The sequence below is a fragment of the uncultured Kocuria sp. genome, assembly GCF_947500125.1.
In the GTDB taxonomy this organism is placed as follows: Bacteria; Actinomycetota; Actinomycetes; order Actinomycetales; family Micrococcaceae; genus Kocuria.
In genome coordinates this window covers 31,938-50,578 of the sequence record NZ_CANMRA010000010.1, presented here as the reverse complement: position 1 = coordinate 50,578, position 18,641 = coordinate 31,938, and the positions used below count along the sequence as shown (strand labels likewise).

The 18,641-nt window shown below is 73.8% G+C and carries 15 protein-coding genes; 6 read left to right on the top strand and 9 right to left on the bottom strand.

What is annotated here, in order from left to right; genetic code table 11:
* Positions 1 to 85: 85 nt before the first annotated feature.
* The 4 genes from rpsD to Q0817_RS08620 form a co-directional block, all read right to left on the bottom strand.
* The gene (gene rpsD / locus Q0817_RS08635; protein ID WP_017832285.1) at positions 86 to 718 is read right to left on the bottom strand and encodes a 30S ribosomal protein S4; all 633 of its coding nucleotides are present in this window, start codon (positions 716 to 718) and stop codon (positions 86 to 88) included.
* 328 nt (positions 719 to 1,046) lie between these two features.
* Positions 1,047 to 2,546 (bottom strand): glycerol kinase GlpK, encoded by a 1,500-nt coding sequence (gene glpK / locus Q0817_RS08630; protein ID WP_298586001.1) that lies wholly within the window; start codon positions 2,544 to 2,546, stop codon positions 1,047 to 1,049.
* 83 nt (positions 2,547 to 2,629) lie between these two features.
* A complete protein-coding gene (locus tag Q0817_RS08625; protein WP_298585999.1) occupies positions 2,630 to 3,424 on the bottom strand; it encodes an MIP/aquaporin family protein in 795 nt (264 codons plus the stop codon).
* A 131-nt stretch (positions 3,425 to 3,555) separates the two neighbouring features.
* The gene (locus tag Q0817_RS08620) at positions 3,556 to 5,304 is read right to left on the bottom strand and encodes a glycerol-3-phosphate dehydrogenase/oxidase (RefSeq protein ID WP_298585771.1); all 1,749 of its coding nucleotides are present in this window, start codon (positions 5,302 to 5,304) and stop codon (positions 3,556 to 3,558) included.
* Positions 5,305 to 5,422: 118 nt separating this feature from the next.
* Here Q0817_RS08620 and Q0817_RS08615 point away from each other — a divergent pair, with 118 nt between their 5' ends.
* The gene (locus Q0817_RS08615) at positions 5,423 to 6,379 is read left to right on the top strand and encodes a sugar-binding transcriptional regulator (RefSeq protein WP_298585769.1); all 957 of its coding nucleotides are present in this window, start codon (positions 5,423 to 5,425) and stop codon (positions 6,377 to 6,379) included.
* Between the two features lie 58 nt (positions 6,380 to 6,437).
* Here the strand turns inward: Q0817_RS08615 and Q0817_RS08610 are convergent, their stop codons facing one another.
* Together Q0817_RS08610 and dtd are read right to left on the bottom strand one after the other, a co-directional pair.
* Entirely contained in the window at positions 6,438 to 7,892 is a 1,455-nt protein-coding gene (locus tag Q0817_RS08610; protein WP_298585767.1) for a replication-associated recombination protein A, read from the bottom strand.
* A gap of 66 nt (positions 7,893 to 7,958) precedes the next feature.
* Positions 7,959 to 8,411, bottom strand: coding sequence for a D-aminoacyl-tRNA deacylase (gene dtd, locus Q0817_RS08605; RefSeq protein WP_298585765.1), 453 nt, complete (start codon positions 8,409 to 8,411; stop codon positions 7,959 to 7,961).
* Between the two features lie 56 nt (positions 8,412 to 8,467).
* Here dtd and Q0817_RS08600 point away from each other — a divergent pair, with 56 nt between their 5' ends.
* Positions 8,468 to 9,067 (top strand): hypothetical protein, encoded by a 600-nt coding sequence (locus tag Q0817_RS08600; protein WP_298585763.1) that lies wholly within the window; start codon positions 8,468 to 8,470, stop codon positions 9,065 to 9,067.
* 151 nt (positions 9,068 to 9,218) lie between these two features.
* On the opposite strand, the gene Q0817_RS08595 is transcribed toward Q0817_RS08600, so the two are convergent.
* Complete coding sequence (locus tag Q0817_RS08595; protein WP_298585761.1) at positions 9,219 to 9,845, bottom strand: maleylpyruvate isomerase family mycothiol-dependent enzyme; 627 nt, start codon at positions 9,843 to 9,845, stop codon at positions 9,219 to 9,221.
* A gap of 357 nt (positions 9,846 to 10,202) precedes the next feature.
* On the opposite strand from Q0817_RS08595, the gene Q0817_RS08590 reads away from it, so the two are divergent.
* From Q0817_RS08590 to Q0817_RS08580, 3 genes are read left to right on the top strand one after another with little or no spacing between them, the layout of a single operon-like run.
* Positions 10,203 to 10,631 (top strand): hypothetical protein, encoded by a 429-nt coding sequence (locus Q0817_RS08590; RefSeq protein ID WP_298585759.1) that lies wholly within the window; start codon positions 10,203 to 10,205, stop codon positions 10,629 to 10,631.
* On the top strand, positions 10,631 to 11,869 hold the full coding sequence (locus Q0817_RS08585; RefSeq protein WP_298585757.1) for a glutathionylspermidine synthase family protein: 1,239 nt from the start codon (positions 10,631 to 10,633) through the stop codon (positions 11,867 to 11,869). Before Q0817_RS08590 ends, Q0817_RS08585 begins: the two co-directional genes overlap by 1 nt.
* Positions 11,866 to 13,161: an APC family permease gene (locus Q0817_RS08580; protein WP_298585755.1), complete on the top strand. Its 1,296-nt coding sequence runs from the start codon at positions 11,866 to 11,868 to the stop codon at positions 13,159 to 13,161. The genes Q0817_RS08585 and Q0817_RS08580 overlap by 4 nt, the downstream gene beginning before the upstream one ends.
* Positions 13,162 to 13,362: 201 nt before the next feature.
* Here Q0817_RS08580 and aspS read toward each other — a convergent pair whose 3' ends face one another.
* On the bottom strand, positions 13,363 to 15,189 hold the full coding sequence (gene aspS, locus Q0817_RS08575) for an aspartate--tRNA ligase (protein WP_298585753.1): 1,827 nt from the start codon (positions 15,187 to 15,189) through the stop codon (positions 13,363 to 13,365).
* A gap of 143 nt (positions 15,190 to 15,332) precedes the next feature.
* Between aspS and Q0817_RS08570 the strand changes: the two genes are divergently transcribed.
* Complete coding sequence (locus Q0817_RS08570; protein ID WP_298585751.1) at positions 15,333 to 16,679, top strand: APC family permease; 1,347 nt, start codon at positions 15,333 to 15,335, stop codon at positions 16,677 to 16,679.
* A 357-nt stretch (positions 16,680 to 17,036) separates the two neighbouring features.
* Here the strand turns inward: Q0817_RS08570 and hisS are convergent, their stop codons facing one another.
* Positions 17,037 to 18,395: a histidine--tRNA ligase gene (gene hisS / locus Q0817_RS08565; RefSeq protein WP_298585749.1), complete on the bottom strand. Its 1,359-nt coding sequence runs from the start codon at positions 18,393 to 18,395 to the stop codon at positions 17,037 to 17,039.
* Positions 18,396 to 18,641 lie beyond the last annotated feature (246 nt).

Genomic DNA, 18,641 nt, shown 5'->3' with positions numbered 1-18,641 from the left:
GGGAGAGCCCGCGGCGCAGGCGCCGCGGGCTCTCCGCAGGGAAGGCCCTGCTCCCGGGGTGTCCCGGGGGCAGGAGCCCGCAGGATCAGGCCATGCGGGCGTAGTACTCCACCACGAGCTGCTCCTCGCAGGTCACGGGGACCTCGGCGCGCTTGGGCTTGCGCACCAGCTTGGCCTGCAGCTTCTCGATCTGCACGTCGAGGTAGCCCGGGGTGTCGGGCAGCACGGCCTGGTGCGCGCCGGCGGCGGCGACCTGGAAGGGCACCATCTTCTCCGACTTGGCGTGCACGTGGATCAGCTGACCCTCCTTGACCTGGTAGGAGGGGCGGTCCACCCGCTCGCCGTCCACCAGGATGTGGCGGTGCACGACCATCTGGCGGGCCTGGGCCATGGTCCGGGCGAAGCCGGAGCGCAGGACCAGGGCGTCCAGGCGGGACTCCAGCAGGGCGACCAGGTTCTCACCGGTCTGACCCTCCTGGCGCTTGGCCTCGACGTAGGCGATGTGCATCTGCTTCTCGCGGATGTTGTACTGCGCCCGGAGACGCTGCTTCTCGCGCAGCCGGACGGCGTAGTCCGAATCGGCCTTCCGGCGGGCACGGCCGTGCTCACCGGGGCCGTAGGGACGGCGCTCGAAGTACTTCTCGGCCTTCGGGGTCAGGGCGATCCCGAGGGCGCGGGACTTGCGCACCTGGCGGCGCGCACGCGTGTTGTTAGCCACGTTTACCTTTCACAATGCGGTGCTCTCCCCCGTCCGGTCTCCGGTGCGGGGGGAGCGTGTTCTGTTCGGTCCGGCCTCCGAGGACGGGATCGGTCCCGCCGGAGAGGTGAGGATCAGCCGCAATCCTCCGGTCCTACAAGCACCGTGACCGCGCGCCGTGCACCGTGGTTGAGGCGGTGCGCCGGGCGTGCGGGAGCACGGGCCTTGCCGGCCGACGTCCCACTATAGCGTGTGCGGGGCCGTTCCGCGCCCCGGTCCCCCGCGCGCCGGAGCGCCGCCGGGGGACCCCGTGCGGCGCTCCGGCTCCGACCCCCCGGAGGGGACGGCGTCAGTCGACGTCCTCGTCCACCCAGTCGAAGGTCTTGGTGACGGCCTTCTGCCAGTTGCGGAACAGCCGCCCGCGCTCGGCGTCCTCCATCTGCGGCTCCCAGCGCTTGTTCTCGGCCCAGTTCGCGGTGACCTCCTCCGTCCCGGACCAGAATCCGACGGCGATGCCCGCGGCGTAGGCGGCGCCGAGGGCCGTGGTCTCGGTGACCTCGGGGCGGATCACGGGCACCCCGAGCTGGTCCGCCTGGAACTGCATGAGCAGCTCGTTGGCGGTCATCCCGCCGTCCACCTTGAGCTCGGTGATGTCCACCCCGGCGTCGGCGTTCATGGCCTCGACCACCTCCCGGGACTGGTAGGCCGTCGCCTCGAGCGCGGCCCGGGCGATGTGGCCCTTGTTGACGTAGCGGGTCAGTCCCACCAGGGCGCCGCGGGCGTCCGAGCGCCAGTACGGGGCGAACAGGCCGCTGAAGGCCGGGACGAAGTAGGCCCCGCCGTTGTCCTCGACCGACGCGGCCAGGGACTCGACCTGCGGCGCGGAGGAGATGATGCCCAGGTTGTCGCGCAGCCACTGGACCAGGGACCCGGTCACGGCGATCGAGCCCTCGAGGGCGTAGACGGCGTCCTGGTCACCGATCTTGTAGCACACGGTGCTCAGCAGCCCGTTCTCCGAGTGCACCACCTCGGTGCCCACGTTCATCAGCACGAAGCTGCCCGTGCCGTAGGTGTTCTTGCCCATGCCCTTCTCGAAGCAGGCCTGCCCGAACATCGCGGCCTGCTGGTCGCCCAGGATGCCGGCGATCGGCACGTCCTTGAGGAAGCCGCGGGTGCGGCCCTTGCCGTAGACCTCGGAGGAGGAGCGGATCTCGGGCAGCATCGACGTGGGGATGCCCATGTCGGCGCAGATCTCCTCGTTCCAGTCGAGGGTCGCCAGGTTCATCAGCATGGTGCGCGAGGCGTTCGTGACGTCGGTGACGTGCACCCCGCCGTCCACGCCACCCGTCATGTTCCACACCAGCCAGGAGTCGGTGTTGCCCATGAGCAGGTCCCCGCGCTCGGCCCGCTCCCGGGCGCCGTCCACGTTGTCCAGGATCCACTTGACCTTCGGGCCCGAGAAGTAGCTGGCCAGGGGCAGCCCCACCCGGTCCTTGTACCGGTCCGGGCCGGCGTCCCCGCCGAGCTCCTCGGCGATCTTCTGGGTCCGGGTGTCCTGCCAGACGATGGCGTTGTAGACGGGCTCCCCGGTGGTGCGGTCCCAGACCACGGTGGTCTCGCGCTGGTTGGTGATGCCCACGGCGGCCAGGTCCCGGGCGTTGATCTCGGCGGAGGCCTCGGCGTCCGCGACGACCTTGCGGACGTTGCGCCAGATCTCCATCGGGTCGTGCTCCACCCATCCGGCGCGCGGGAAGATCTGCTCGTGCTCGAGCTGGCCGGTGCTGACGATCGTGCCCCGGTGGTCGAAGATGATCGCCCGGGTGCTGGTGGTGCCCTGGTCGATGGCCATGACGTGCTGCGGTTCGATGCTCACAGGTGATACCTCACTTCGTTGTGGTGTGCTGCGGGAAGGACGGGTGCGGGCGGCCGGGCTCAGGCCGGCGGGTTGGAGTAGAGCTGGTAGAAGCCGCCGGCGAGCAGGGCGCCGAGGATCGGGCCCACGACCGGGACCCAGGCGTAGGCCCAGTCGCTGGAGCCCTTGCCGCGGATCGGCAGCAGGGCGTGGGCGATGCGGGGTCCGAGGTCACGGGCGGGGTTGATGGCGTAGCCCGTGGGCCCGCCGAGGCTCGCGCCGATGCCGACCACCAGCAGCGCCACGGCCAGCGGGCCGAGCCCGGAGGGGGTGTTGCCGAAGAGCAGGATCACCGCGACGAGCACGAAGGTGCCGATCACCTCGGTGATCACGTTCCAGCCGTAGGAGCGCACCGCCGGTCCGGTCGAGAACACGGCCAGCTTGGTGGCGCCGAGGACCTCCTCCTCGATGTCCTCGTCGAAGTGCTTCTTGTAGGCCAGGAACGCCAGGACCGCGCCCAGGATGCCGCCGAGGAGCTCGCCGGCGAAGTAGACGAGCGTGCTGACCACGGTGATGGCCACGCCGGGGGCGTACTCCTCGGCCCCGCTGGCCCACAGGCCCACGGTCACGGCGGGATTGATGTGGGCGCCGGACTGGTAGGCCACGAACACGCCGGCGAACACGGCCAGGCCCCAGCCGAAGTTGATCATCAGGAATCCGCCGCCGACGCCCTTGGTCCGCGGCAGCACGGCGTTGGCGACCACGCCGCAGCCGAGCAGCAGCAGCATCGCGGTGCCCGCGACCTCGGACCAGAAGACGGTGGACAGTGGGATCGGGACGGCAGGCGCGACCGCCTGGACCACTACGTTCGACATCGACAGCACTTGCGACTCCTCGGTTGGTGCGGACTGGGTGGACCGGCCGCCCGTCGGGCACGGCCGGGGGTGGGGTGGGTGGGACGGGTTGGGGTTCGGTGGGACGGGCAGCCGCGGGACGCCCGGACGTCTCAGTCCTCGGAGGGGCGCACGAGCTCCAGGACGTCCGGGGCGGCGGCGCGCGCGGCGGCCGCCGCGGTGTCGTCGGCGGTTCCGGCGGCCGCGTCCTCCGCCGCGCAGCGCAGCCGGTAGGCCTCGACCTCGGCCCCGCGCCGCGGCCCGTCCCAGCCGAGGCTCTCGGCCGCGAGGTCCGCGACCTCCTCGACCGCGTCGAGCCCGTGGCGGGCCTGCTCCCACGTGAGGCGGGTGCGGGTGTCGAAGAGGTCCTCGAGGTGCAGCGCGCCCTCGTGCGTGCAGGCGTGCACGATCTCGGCCCGCAGGTAGGCCGGGGCGCCCGCGAGGGGGCGGCCCAGGTCGGGGCGGTCCTCGACGAGCTCGGCGATCTCGGTGATCGCCGAGCCGTAGCGGCCGAGCAGGTGCTGCACCCGCTCCTCGTTCCAGTCGTGCCGGGCGCCCAGGGTGCCGGCCTGACGGCTCAGCGCGAGGTAGCCCTCGGCGCCCAGCAGCGGCGTGCGGTCGGTGACCGAGGGCACCGCTTCGGCCCGCTCCTCGCCCAGCGCGAGGTCCACGGCGTCCCTGGCCATCACCCGGTAGGTGGTGAGCTTGCCGCCGGCGATCGAGATGAGCCCGGGGGCGACCTCGGTCACGGTGTGCTCGCGGGAGATCTTCGTGGACTGCGCGTCCCCGCTGCCCTTCTTCGTCCCGGGCTGCAGCAGGGGCCGCAGCCCGGCGTACGTGCCGATGACGTCCTCACGGGTGAGCGGCCGGTCGAGGACCACGTTGGCGTGGTCGATGACGTAGTCGATGTCCTCCGCGGTGGCCACCGGGTTCACGAGGTCCTGGTGGTACGGGGTGTCGGTGGTGCCGATGATCCAGTACCGCGCCCACGGGATGATGAACAGCACGGACTTCTCGGTCTGCAGGATCAGCCCCTTCTCGCCGCGGATCCGCTCGCGGGGCACGATGATGTGGATGCCCTTGGAGGCCAGCACCTTCAGCCCGCCCTCGGCGTGGGCCAGGTCCTGGGTCTGCTCGGTCCACACCCCGGTGGCGGCGATGACGGTCTTCGCCCGCACCGTGCGCTCCTCGCCGGTCTCGAGGTCGCGGACGGTGGCGCCCACGACGCGACCGGAGTCGTCCTTCGGGAAGTCGACCGCCCGCGTCCGGTTGGCGGCGAGGGCGCCGTAGCGCACCGCGGTGCGCACGATGGTCACGACGAGACGGGCGTCGTCCACCTGGCCGTCCCAGTACTGCACGGCGCCCACCATGGAGCCGGGCTTGACGTCGGGGAAGACGCGCTGGACGCCCTTGAAGCCGTAGTGGCGCTGGTAGGGCAGGGTCGCGACCTTGGCGCCGACGTGGGCCAGGGCGTCGTAGAGGCCGATCCCGGCGGTGACGTAGGGCCGCTCCCAGAAGCGGTGGGTCAGCGGGTAGAGGAAGGGCACGGGCTTGACGAGGTGGGGGGCGAGGAAGTCCAGCAGCAGCTCCCGCTCGCGCAGGGCCTCGGAGACGAGCTTGAAGTCGAGCTGCTGGAGGTAGCGCAGGCCGCCGTGGACGAGCTTGGAGGACCACTGAGAGGTGCCGCCGGCCCAGTCCTGGGCCTCCACGATGCCGGTGCGCAGACCGCGGGTCACGGCGTCCAGGGCGATGCCGGCGCCGGTGATGCCTCCTCCGACCACCAGGACGTCGAGCTCCGGGCCGTCGGAGAGCTCGGCGAGCGCTCGGTCCCGTTCGGTGCGGGAGAGTGTGGGGTGGGCCATGGTGGGGAACTCCTCGGGGCGGTGGTTGCGGTCGGGAAGGTGCTCTGCATCACACTCTGTCCGAGGGTGCACCTATGCTCAAAGCAAATGAACGGACGTGCAGGAGAGGGAGTGCAACATGCACGGTGATGCCGAGCTCCACCACGCGGCGGAGCTGTACTACGTGCAGGGCATGACGATGGAGGCGGTGGCGGACCGCTTCGGTGTGTCCCGTCCCACGGTCTCGCGGATGCTGCAGACCGCCCGGGAGCGGGGCATCGTGCGGATCAGCCTCGCCGCTCCCCCGCACGCGGGACACGACCTGTCCCACCGGCTGCGGGAGGCCTTCGGGGTCACGGTGCACGTGGCGGGCACACCGCGCACGGCCACGGAGCCGCAGCGGCTGGAGTCCGTGGCCCGGGCCGCGGCGGGGCTGCTCGGCGACTGGTTCGGGGACGGCATGACCCTGGCGGTCGCCTGGGGGATCACGACCTCGGCGATCGGGGGCCACCTGCAGCCGAAGGCCACACGGGACGCGGTCGTGGTGCAGATGAACGGCGCGGTCAGTGCCCGCTCCACGGGCGCGGCGCAGTCCTCGGCCCTGCTCGGGCAGATGTCGGCGGCCTTCGGGGCCGCCCTGCTCCCCTTCCCCGCCCCGGCGTTCTTCGACCAGGAGGAGACGCGGAGACTGATGTGGCAGGAGTCCTCGGTGCGCCGGGTGCTGGCGGTGCGCAACGCGGCGGACCTGGCGGTGTTCAGCGTGGGGGCCTTCCGGGGGCCGATGATCTCCCAGGTGTACAGCAGCGGCTACCTGCCGGAGGACGCGCTCCGGGAGCTGGCGGCGCACCGCGTGGTCGGGGACGTGTGCACCGTGTTCCTGCGGGAGGACGGGACCTATGCCGACATCGACTACAACCGGCGGGCGAGCGGGCCCACGCCCATGGAGCTGCGGCGGATCCCGCGCCGGCTGTGCGTGGTCGCGGGGGACCACAAGGTGCCGGGCGTGGTGGGCGCCCTGCGGGCGGGCGTGGTCACGGACCTGCTCCTCGACGAGCGCACGGCCGCGGCGGTGGTCCGCCACCTGTTCGGCCGCTGAGCGCGCCGGTCACCGGCTCCCCCGGGGCGCGGCGGAACCCTGCCGGTGAGCACACCCGTCACCGGCCCCGGACGATGCCCCGCAGGATCTCGAGGCGGTGGGCGATCTCGCGCTCGCGGCCGTGCTCGGTGGGCCGGTAGTAGTCGGTGCCCACGAGCTCGTCGGGCGGGTACTGCTGGGCGGCCACGCCGTTGGGCTCGTCGTGGGAGTAGACGTAGCCGCGTCCGTGGCCGAGCTGGCCCGCGCCGGGGTAGTGGGCGTCGCGCAGGTGGAGCGGGACGGGCCCGGCCCGGCCGGCGCGGACGTCGGCGATCGCCTCGTTGATCGCGGTGTAGGCGGCGTTGGACTTCGGGGCGGTCGCCAGGTGCGCCACGGCCTGGGCGAGCGGGATCCGCCCCTCGGGCATCCCGATGAGCTGGACGGCGTCGGCGGCCGCCACCGCGGTCTGCAGGGCGGTCGGGTCGGCGGTGCCGATGTCCTCGGAGGCGGAGATGATGAGCCGGCGGGCGATGAACCGCGGGTCCTCCCCCGCCTCGATCATCCGGGCGAGGTAGTGCATCGCGGCGTCGACGTCCGAGCCGCGGATCGACTTGATGAAGGCGCTGACCACGTCGTAGTGCTGGTCGCCGTTCTTGTCGTAGCGGACCGCCGCCCGGTCGAGCGCCTCCTCGGCGTGCTCCCGGGTGATCACGGGGACCGGCCGCCCGCGGTCCCCGTCGTCGTCCCCGTCGTCGCCCCTGTCGTGGTCCCCGTCGTGGTCCTCCGGCGCCGGCTGCTCCGAGAACGCGACCCCGGCGGCGGCCTCCAGGGAGGTCAGTGCCTTGCGGGCGTCCCCGCCGCACAGCTCCAGCAGGTGCTCGCGGGCCTCCGCGGAGAGCTCCACCTCGCCGTTCAGGCCCCGGGGGTCGAGGACGGCGCGGTCCAGCAGCGCCCCGATGTCGGAGCGTTCCAGCGGCTGCAGGGTCAGCAGCAGCGAGCGCGAGAGCAGGGGCGAGATCACCGAGAAGGACGGGTTCTCCGTGGTCGCGGCCACCAGGACCACCCACTGGTTCTCCACCCCCGGCAGCAGCGCGTCCTGCTGGGCCTTGGTGAAGCGGTGGATCTCGTCGAGGAACAGCACGGTGGTGCGCCCGTGCAGGTCCCGGTCGGTGAGCGCCTCGTCCATCACCTTCCGCACGTCCTTGACCCCGGCGGTGATCGCGGAGAGCTCCACGAACTTCCGGGACACCCCGCGGGCGATCACGTGGGCCAGGGTGGTCTTGCCGGTGCCCGGGGGGCCCCACAGGATGATCGACGACGGTCCGGCCGGCCCGCGGTCCTCCCCCGCGAGGACCTGCAGCGGGGAGCCGGGCTTGAGCAGGTGCTGCTGGCCCACGATCTCGTCGAGCCGGCGCGGGCGCATCCGCACCGCCAGCGGCGCCCGGGAGCGTCGTCCCGCGGGACGGGTCCCGTCGCGCTGCTCGCCCGCGCTGGAGTCGGTGGGGTCGAGGTCGTCGAAGAGGGAGCTGGTCACGCCGTCCAGACTAGTCCCCGCCCCGGACCCCGTGGCCCGCGTCCAGGCGCTGCGGGGCTGGGGGGATCAGCCCCGCCGGGGCCGTTCCAGCTCGGCGCTGTCCAGGACCAGGGTGAACGGGCCGTCGTTGACGAGCTCCACCTGCATCGCGGCCCCGAAGCGGCCGGTCTCCACGTGCGCGCCGAGGTCACGCAGCGCCTGGACGTAGGCCTCGAACACCGGCTCCGAGACGGGCCCGGGCGCGGCGGCCGACCAGGAGGGGCGCCGGCCCCGGCGGGCGTCGCCGTAGAGGGTGAACTGGCTGACCGCGAGCACCGGGGCGCCGAGGTCGGCGCAGGACCGCTCGCCCGCCAGCAGCCGCAGCGTCCAGGTCTTCTCGGCGAGCTTCGCGGCCGTCGCAGCGTCGTCGTCGTGCGTCACGCCCACCAGGGCCACCAGGCCCGGCTCCTCGATCGCCCCCACGACGTCTCCCCCGACGGTCACGGCGGCCCGGGCCGCTCTCTGCAGAACGATGCGCATGCGCTCCAGTCCACCACAGGCGCGGGCGGCTCCGGGACCCCGGCTAGCCTCGTGCCATGGCAGCAGCGCGCACGACCTCCCGATGGAGCACCCTGGTGGCGGAGGCGTTCGCGCCCGCCCCGCTGGTGCTGTCCCTGCTGGTGCTCGCCGGCTGGTCGGGAGCCGGGTGGCCCGGGGTCCTGTGGGGTCTGGGGACCGCGGTGGTCGTGGCGTCCCTGCCCATGCTCGTGCTGCGGCTCCTGGCCCGGCGCGGGCGGGTGGACGGTCACTTCGTGCGCTCCCGGGCCCAGCGGCTGCCGGTCTACGCCGCCACGGGTCTGCTGACGGGCCTCGTGGTGGTCGCCGAGCTCGCGGTGGGCGCCCCTCCGGTCGTGCCGGTGACCACGGCGTTCGTGCTGCTCGGGATCCTCGTGCTGCTGGTCGTGACGCTGTGGTGGAAGGTCTCCGCCCACGTGGCGATGGCGGCGTGCTGGGCCGTGGCCGTCGGCGCCCTGACCACCCCGTGGGCGGCGCCGGCCGCGGCGACGGTGCCGGTCGCGGTGGCCCTCTCCCGGGTGCGCACCGGGGACCACACCCCGGCGCAGACGGTCGTCGGGGCCGTGATCGGCGTGCTCATCGGACTGGGCTACGCGACGGCCGCCCGCACGGTGCTCTGACCGGCGTCCGCGACCCGCGCGCCCCGGACCCGGGCGCGCGGACCGCGTGCCCCCGGGCTCCAGGTGGTCGTGCTGCCGGCGCTCCCGGGCCCCGTTTGCCCGATCACCCCGCCCGGGCCCCGGTTCGGCGAGCGCCCGTGCCCGGACCGGTTCAGGCCAGGACCGAGAACCCCGGCGGCAGCGGCCGCCGGCCCGTGAGCGCCAGCAGGACCCCGGGCAGGTGCCCGCCGTGGGCGGCGAGCTCCAGCGCCGTCCGCCCGGCGTCGGCCAGGACGTGCTCGGGGGGCCTCCGGTCCAGCCCGCAGGCCTGGGCGACGTCCAGGCCGTGGACGGTCAGCTCGAACGTGCGGGTGGGCACGTAGGCGCGCAGCCGGGTGCCGCCGACCACGGTCCGGATCAGGGGGTCCTCGTCGAGCGGCACCTGCGCCAGGGCGTCCCGGGCCCGGTCCAGCGACGCCCGGACGGTGGCGGCCGGGTGCCGGCCCAGCTCACGGCCGGCGGCGACGCCCCGCGCCGCGACCTCCGCGGGGTCCGTGGCCGCGGCGGCGAGCGCGTAGTACTGGGCAGTGCCGGTGCAGGTCTCGTCGTCGGCGGGGACCGTGAGATAGGTGCCGAGCGTCACGAGCGCGCGGTGGGTGTGCCCCACGAGTGCCCGGACGTCCCACGCGCCCAGGCCCGGGCGCGTCCAGTGGTGCGGGCGGAGCTCGTCGACGAGCTCGGCGAACCATGCCCCGGCGTCGAGGAGGGCGGTGCGGTCGGCGGCGGGATCGCGGCTCATGGGCTCCCCTGAGGTCGTGCGGGCGGGGACGGGACACGGCCCCGGGCGTGACGGAAGCCTACTGCGGGGCGCCGGCGGAGGGGCCGATGTTGCTCCCGGTTGCGCCCGCACACCCCGCGGCTCGGCGCGGGGTGTGTGGGCGGTGCCCGCGGTGCGGACACGGCGCGGACCCGCGGCCCCCGGACGGGGCCGGGAGGTCGTACGCTCGGAGGGACCCGCACGGGCGCGCCCGTGCCACCCGTACCGACCGACCCGTGCACCTCGGCCCCGGCGAGGCCCCTGCCCTGCACGGCCCTCGTCCTGCACAGCCGCTGTCCCGCACAGCCCCTGTCCCGCTCTTGTCCCGGAAGGCCCCGCATGCCGCCCCGCCCCTCCTCACGGACCATGGCCGCCGCCTCGATCGGCGCCCTGACGATCGCCCTGACCGGTTGCGGCCAGGAGGCCCAGGACGTGCAGGAGGTGGACTCCGACTACGCCCAGATCTGTGTCGAGGACCCGGACGGGGAGGGCGGCGCCGAGCCCGTCCGGGTCGACGACGACGAGTGCGACGACGACCGCGGGCCGCGGGTGGGCGGCTTCTTCCCCATGTGGGTGCTCATGAGCTCCGCCCGCGCCGCGACCGTGCCCGCCGTGGGCTCGGCCGTGCCGTCCTCGGCGGGCTGGAGCACCGGGCGTCCGCCGGCCTCGGCCACCGTGGCCCGCGGCCTGCCCCGCGACGGGACCGCCGTGGGCAAGAGCGGGGTCTCCCGCGGCTTCGGCGGGTCGAAGAGCGGCTGGGGCTCCTGATGCGGCGCGTCGACGGCCTCGCCCCGCGCCCAGGCTGGGAGCGCACCATCCGCGACGAGGGGCTCACCTACGCCCTCACGGAGAGGCCCGACGGCCGGCGCTTCTCGTACTGGAACGAGACCGCCGCCTACGTCTTCTCCCCGGACGAGGTGGACGAGCTGGAGTCCGTCACGGACGAGCTGCACCGGATGTGCGCCGAGGCCGCCCGGTACCTGGCCACCGGGGCGCTGGGCACCCTGGGGCTGTCGGAGGCGGCGTTCGAGCTGGCCCAGCACTCCCTGCGGCTGCGGGAGCCCTCGATCTACGGCCGCTTCGACCTGGCCTGGGACGGGACCGGCCCGCCGAAGATGCTCGAGCTCAACGGCGACACCCCCACCGGACTGGTGGAGGGGGCGATCTGCCAGTGGAGCCGCATGGAGGCGCTGTTCCCGGGCCTGGGCGAGGACCACCCGGGGTTCGACCAGCTCAACGGCCTGTGGCCCATGCTCGTGGAGCGGTGGCGTCAGCGGCTGCCGTTCTCGGCCACGAAGACCCTGCACGTGGCCTACACCCGCGAGGAGGAGTCCGGGGAGGACGCGGCCAACGCCGCCGTCCTCGCCAACACCGCGGTCGAGGCCGGCTACCGGGCCGTCCTGCTGCCGGTCGAGGACGTCCGCTACGACACCCGGTCCCGCGGCTGGGTGCACGCGACCGGGGACGTGGACGACCCCGTGGTGGTGGGCCCCATCGAGGAGATCTTCGCCCTGCACCCGTGGGAGCACATGCTCGACGACGGGCCCGGCGCGTTCGTGCTCGAGGACCCCACCCTGATCCACCACTGGTACGAGCCGCCGTGGAAGATGTTCCAGTCCAACAAGCTCCTGCTCGTGGCCCTGTGGCGGTGCTTCCCGGGGCACGAGAACCTGCTGGCCGCCCATCCGGACGGACCTCGGGACCTGCGCGAGTGGGTGCGCAAGCCCGTGTTCGGCCGCGAGGGGGACGGCATCGAGGTGCACGCCCGCGACGTGCGGATCCGCTCGGAGCACCCCCACGCCTCCCCGCTGGACGTGTGGCAGGCCTACACGCCCATCCGGAACTTCCCGGGCTCCGACGGCGCCCCCAACCACCCGGTCATCGGCTCCTGGGTGGTGGGCGAGGCGGGCGCGGCGGGCATCGGGATCCGCGAGTCCGACGGCCCCCTCACCGACTACTACTGCCGCTTCGTCCCGAACGTCATCGACAAGAAGGGTCTGCTGTGACCGCCCACCTGCTCCCCCGGTCGATCTCCACGACGACCTCGGCGGTCATCGGGTCCACCTCGATCGCCCCGCTGTACTCGGCCGTGGTCACGGTCGGGCTGATCCACGCCCTGGTGGGGTCCTGGACCCCGGTGGTGCTGGTCGGCGCCGTGCTCCCGATGGTGGTGGTCTCCCTGTGCTTCGCCCGTCTGGACGCGCTCTACGAGGACCAGGGCACCGTCTACCGGTGGGCCCGGGAGGCCTACGGGGCGTTCACCGGGTTCCTGGGCGGCTGGGGGCTGTGGCTCTCGGCGACCCTCGTGCTGGCCTCCCTCGCCTGGGTCACGGCCGACTCCGCCCTGTTCGCCCTCGGGATCGGCGCCGGGCCCTGGACCACCACCGCCGTGGCCGTCCTGCTCATGGCGGTCTTCGCGGCGGTGTCCTCGACCGGGATCAGGGTCTCGGCCGCCGTGCAGTGGGTCCTGGCCGTCCTGCAGCTGATCGGGGTGGGCGTGCTGGTGTGGGCCGTGCGCACCGCCCCGGCCCTCCCGCCCGGTGCGAGCGCGGAGGACGGGGAGTGGACCGGGTTCTACGGCGCCGCGGAGCTCGCGACCGGAGCCGGCGTGACCGCCGGGGACGTGGCCGCCGCCCTGCTGCTGGCTCTGTTCCTGTACTGGGGCTGGGACTCCACGTTCTCGCTCACCGAGGAGTCCACCACCCAGCGGGCGCCCCGGGTCTCGGCGTGGGTCGCGCTGGGCGTGGTGGCCGCCGCCTACGCCGCCATCGGCTGGGCCTACGCGCCGGGGTCCTCGGTGGCCTCCCCGCTGCTGGCCGCGCTCGTGGCGGTCTCCGCGGGCGCGTCCATCGGCACCACGATGATCCCCACCTCCCGCGGCCTGATGTCCATGGCCCGGGGCGGGCACCTGCCGCGCCGCTTCCTGTCCCTGTCCTTCGCCACCTGGACCACCGCCGCGGTCGCGGCCGCGTGGATGGCGTTCTCCGGCCCGCTGTTCGACGACTCGATCGGGATCATCTCGGTGCTCGTGGCCCTCTACTACGGCCTGGCGTGCGCGGCGGTCGCGACGCTGGGCCGGACCGCGGGGGCACGGGCGCTCGGCGTCCTGGGCACCGGCCTCATGGCCGTCGCTCTCTTGCTGACGGGCGCGGAGTACGCGCTGACCGCCTCGTGGATGTGGGTGGGTCTGCTGCTGGCGCTGCTCGTGGTCCCGCTGTGGTTCCTCCTGGGCCGGGGCCGCGAGCCGCTGCCGGGAGCCCACGAGCGCACCCCGCACCTGGAGAGCCTGCTCGACTGACCCTTCGCGACCGGTTCCGCCCGACCGGGCCGCTCGACCGGCGCCTGGACCACCGGGCCCGCCCGACCGGCCCCGCCCGGTCGCCCTGCCCGGCGTCCACTGCTCCAGCTGGCCTGCCCGACGGGGCGGGACCGCGCGAGGGCCGGGCCCCGTCGTCGTCGTGCACGACCGGACCCGGCCCCCGCGGGCGCCGCCGACGGCTCAGGCGTCGACCGGCTTCTTCTCCCGGTTCCCGGGCTGCGCCTCGGTGTCGGGCGCGGCGTTCCCCTTGGTCTCGGGCTTGGCGTCCACCCCGGCCTCCTTGCGCTGCTGCGCGGTGATCGGCGCCGGTGCCGCGGTCAGCGGGTCGAAGCCGTTGCCGGTCTTCGGGAACGCGATGACCTCGCGGATGGAGTCGGTGCCGGCCAGGAGGGCGACCACGCGGTCCCAGCCGAAGGCGATGCCGCCGTGCGGGGGTGCGCCGTACTTGAAGCCCTCGAGCAGGAACCCGAACTTCTCGTCGGCCTCCTCCCGGCCGATGCCCATGACCTCGAAGACCCGCCGCTGCACGTCCTGCTGGTGGATGCGGATCGAGCCGCCGCCGATCTCGTTGCCGTTGCACACGATGTCGTAGGCGTAGGCCAGCGCGTGCTCGGGGTCCTGGTCGAAGGTGTCCAGGAACTCGGGCTTGGGCGAGGTGAACGCGTGGTGCACGGCGGTCCACTGACCGGCGCCCACGGCGACGTCGCCGGACTCGACGGCCTCGGCCGCGGACTCGAACAGGGGCGCGTCCACGATCCACACGAACGCCCAGGCGTCCTCGTCGATCAGCCCGGTGCGGTGGCCGATCTCCACGCGGGCCGCCCCCAGCAGCGCCCGGGAGGTCTTCTTCTCGCCGGCGGCGAAGAAGATGCAGTCCCCGGGCTGCGCGCCGGTCGCGGCGGCGAGGCCCTCGCGCTCGGCCTCGGTGATGTTCTTGGCCACCGGCCCCGTCAGGGTGCCGTCCTCGCCGACGAGCACGTAGGCCAGGCCCTTGGCGCCGCGCTGCTTGGCCCACTCCTGCCAGGCGTCCAGGGTGCGGCGCGGCTGGGAGGCCCCGCCGGGCATGACCACGGCGCCCACGTAGGGGGCCTTGAACACGCGGAAGGTGGTGTCCTGGAAGTACTCGGTCAGCTCGGTGAGCTCCAGGCCGAAGCGCAGGTCCGGCTTGTCCGAGCCGTACTTGGCCATGGCCTCGGCGTAGGTCATCCGGCGGATCGGGGTGGGGATCTCCACGTCGATGAGCTTCCACAGGGCGGCCACGATGCGCTCGCCCAGGGCGATGACGTCGTCCTGCTCCACGAAGGAGGCCTCGATGTCGAGCTGGGTGAACTCGGGCTGGCGGTCGGCGCGGAAGTCCTCGTCCCGGTAGCAGCGGGCGATCTGGTAGTACTTCTCGATCCCGCCCACCTGCAGCAGCTGCTTGAACAGCTGCGGGGACTGGGGCAGGGCGTACCAGGAGCCCGGGGCCAGGCGGGCCGGGACCAGGAAGTCGCGGGCGCCCTCGGGGGTGGAGCGGGTCAGCGTGGGCGTCTCCACCTCGGTGAACCCGTCCTGGTGCAGCATCTCGCGGGCCACCCGGTTGGCGTCGGAGCGCAGGCGCATGATGCGGGCCGGCTCGGGCCGGCGCAGGTCCAGGTAGCGGTGGCGCAGCCGGGCGTCCTCGCCGACCTCCACGTGCTCGTCGATCTGGAAGGGCAGTGCGGCGGCGGTGTTGAGCACGGTCACGGTCTCGGCCATGACCTCGACCTCGCCGGTGGCCAGCGCCGGGTTCTCGTTGCCCTCGGGGCGGCGCCCCACGGTGCCCGTGACCTGCAGCACGAACTCGTTGCGCAGGTGGTGGAAGTCCGCCTCGTCGCGCACCACGATCTGGGCGACCCCGGAGGCGTCGCGCAGGTCCAGGAAGGCCACCCCTCCGTGGTCGCGGCGCCGGCCGACCCAGCCGGCCAGCGTGACGGTCTCTCCGATGTGCTCGGCGCGCAGGGCGCCGAGGTTGTGGGTGCGCAGCACTGAAAAACCCTTCGTTGTTCGGGAGGTGCGGACGGGGCAGCGCCGATTACGCGTTTCCCCGTGGTTCACCGGGGGCCCCTACTCTCGTTCCGGGACGAGTTTACAGCCCGCCCCTCGGGCTCCCGGACGACGACAGGACGACCATGAGCACCTCCCCCGGCCACCCGGCCCTCGCCCGCCGCCTGGGCGTCCTCGACGCAACCGTGATCGGGGTCGGCTCGATGGTCGGCGCCGGGGTGTTCGTGGCCTTCGCCCCGGCCGCGGGATTCGCCGGCCCCTGGCTGCCCCTGGCCCTGCTGCTGGCCGCGGTGGTCGCGTGGTGCAACGCGACCTCCACCGCCCAGCTGGCCGCCGTCCACCCCGCCTCCGGCGGCGCCTACGTCTACGCCAACCGGCAGCTGGGGCCGTGGCCGGGCTTCGTGGCCGGCTGGGGCTTCGTGACCGGCAAGACCGCGTCCGCGGCGGCGATGGCGCTGACCTTCGGCCTCTACGCCGCGGAGCTCACGGGGGCCGACGACGCCGGGGCGCGGCTGCTCGCCGTGGGCGCGGTCCTCGCTCTCACGGCGGTGAACCTGGGCGGGGTCACCCGCACCGCCCGGCTGACGAAGCTGCTGGTCGCCCCGGTGCTCGTGGTCCTGCTGGCCCTGGTCGTGCTGCTGTTCGCGGGCACGGGCCCCGGAGCGGGCGGCGCCGGTTCGGGTGCCTCCGGTTCGGGCGGAGCCTCCGCAGGGAACGACGGTGCGGCGTGGACCGGCGCGGTGTGGGACGGCACCGGGTGGGGCGTGCTGCCAGCGGCGGGCACCCTCTTCTTCGCCTTCGCCGGCTACGCCCGCGTGGCCACGATGGGCGAGGAGGTCCGGGACCCGGCCCGCACCATCCCCCGAGCCGTGCTGGGGGCGCTGGCGTTCACGCTCCTGCTCTACGGGCTGCTGGGCCTCGGGCTGCTGCGCTTCCTCGGGGTCGACCGGCTGGCCGCGTCGACCGCTCCGCTCCTGGCCGTGGTGCGGGAGGCCGGCTGGGCGGCGGGGCCGGCGACCGCGGGCGCCGTCGTCGTCACCGCGGCCGCCGCCCTGGCGACGCTGGGGGCCCTGCTGGCGCTGGTCGCCGGGATCTCCCGCACGGCCCTGGCCATGTCCCGCGAGCGTGACCTCCCGGGGCCCCTGGGCGCGGTGTCGGAGAAGCACCGGGTGCCGTGGGCGGCGGAGCTGGCCGTGGCCGGTCTCGTGGTGGTGCTCGTGCTGGCCGGCGACGTGCGCACGGTCATCGGGTTCTCGAGCTTCGGGGTGCTCGTCTACTACGCGCTGGCCAACCTCTCGGCGCTCACGCTCGAGCAGCGTCCGGGGTGGGCGCCGCGAGCCGTCAACGGGCTCGGCCTGCTCGGCTGCCTGGTGCTGGCGTTCACGCTGCCGTGGCAGTCGGTGCTCACCATGCTCGGGGTCTTCGCCGTGGGCCTGACCGGCCGCGCGCTGGTCCTGGCGCGGCGGCGCTGAGGCCTCCCGCGCCGAGCCCCCAGCCGCCGCCCCCGCCACTGGACACCACCCCGCGCCGATCTCCCACAGCTCGCCACCACCGCGCGCCGAGTCCCCAGCCGCCCGCCACCACCGCGCGCCGAGTCCCCAACCACCCGCCACCATCGCGCGCGAGTCCCCACAGTCCGTTCCTCTCCAGCGCCGAGTCCCCACCCACGTCGCAATTTCCCAGAAAAAGTCGGGGGAATTGCGCCGTGAGTGGGGGCTCAACGAAACGGGCGGCCGGAGGATGGGGACTCGACGGGACCACGGGGCGGTCGGACCGTTGGGCCGACGGGACCGGTGGGGACCGGTGGGGACCGGTGGGGGCGGGGCGGGTCAGGACCCGACGGCCCGCACCACCGGGCGGAGGTCCTCGGCCGGCGGGGCCCAGGAGGCCGGGTCGGCGGGGACCTGCTCGCCGGAGCGGATGTCCTTGACCTCGTGGGCGAGCGAGCCGTCCTCGCCGCGCACCGTGAACCACACGTAGGGGATGCCGCGGCGCTCGGCGTACTTGATCTGCTTGCCGAACTTCGCCGCGCTCGCCGAGACCTCGCAGGCGATGCCGCGCTCGCGCAGCTGCTGGGCCACGTCCTGGGCCGAGGACCAGGACTCCTCGTCCACGAGGGAGACCAGCACGGCGGTGGGGACCTTGCGGGAGGGCGCGGCCATGCCCTGGGACAGCATGCGGGAGACGAGCCGGGTGACGCCCACGGACAGGCCCACGCCGGGGTAGGTCTTCTTGCCGGTGGACGCGAGGGACTCGTAGCGCCCGCCGGAGCACACGGAGCCCAGCTGCTCGTGGCCCACGAGCACGGTCTCGTAGACGGTGCCGGTGTAGTAGTCGAGGCCGCGGGCGATCGAGAGGTCGGCGACCACCGTGCCGGGGGCGCGGCGGGAGGCCTCCCCCACCACCTCGGCGAGCTCGCGCAGCCCCTCTTCGAGCAGCTGGGTGTTCACCCCGAGCGCGCGGACCTGGTCCACGAAGGAGGTGTCCTCGGTGCGGATCGCCGCCAGCTGCAGCGCGGCCTGCGCCTGCTCGGGGGTGGCGCCGACCTCGTCGCACAGGGCCTGGGCCACCCGTTCGGGGCCGATCTTCTCGAGCTTGTCGATGTTGCGGAGCACCCCGGCGGTGTCCTGCAGCCCGATGCCCTGGTAGAACCCCTCGGCGAGCTTGCGGTTGTTGACGCGCAGCACGAACGGCGGGATGGGCAGCTTCGACAGGGCGTCGATCATCACGAGGGCGAGCTCCACGTCGTAGCGGAACGGCAGGGCGCCGTCGCCCACGACGTCGATGTCCGCCTGGGTGAACTCGCGGGCGCGGCCCTCCTGGGGCCGCTCGCCGCGCCACACCTTCTGGATCTGGTAGCGGCGGAACGGGAAGGCGAGGTGCCCGCCGTTCTCCACCACGTACCGGGCGAAGGGCACGGTGAGGTCGAAGTGCAGCGCCAGCTGGTCGTCGCCGCGCTCGGCGGGGCCCGCGTCCTCGTCCTCCTGGAGGCGGGAGACCACGTAGACCTCCTTGTCGATCTCGCCCTTGCGAAGCAGCTGCCCGACCGTCTCGACGGCGCGGGTCTCGATCGAGGAGAAGCCGTGCAGCTCGAAGCTCTCCCGCAGGACGTCGAGGACGTGCAGCTCGACCAGACGCTCCTCCGGAAGCCATTCGGGGAAACCGGACAGGGAGGTCTTGCGGGCCATGGGGACGTGCTCCTCGGGTGGGTCGGCGACGGGACGGGTGGACGGTCGGCCCGGGCGGGCCCGACGGTTCCGCACTCATCCTAGGGATCTCCCGGCGCCCGGCCCAAAGCCCCGCGGTGCACCCGGACCTGCACCCGGCCGTCCGCCGCCGGGCGCACCGCGGGCGCGCGGCGGCCGGAGGAGGTGGCCTCGGTAGTATGGGGCTGACGATTGTCCGGAGCCGGACGACGACGCCGGGCACGTTCC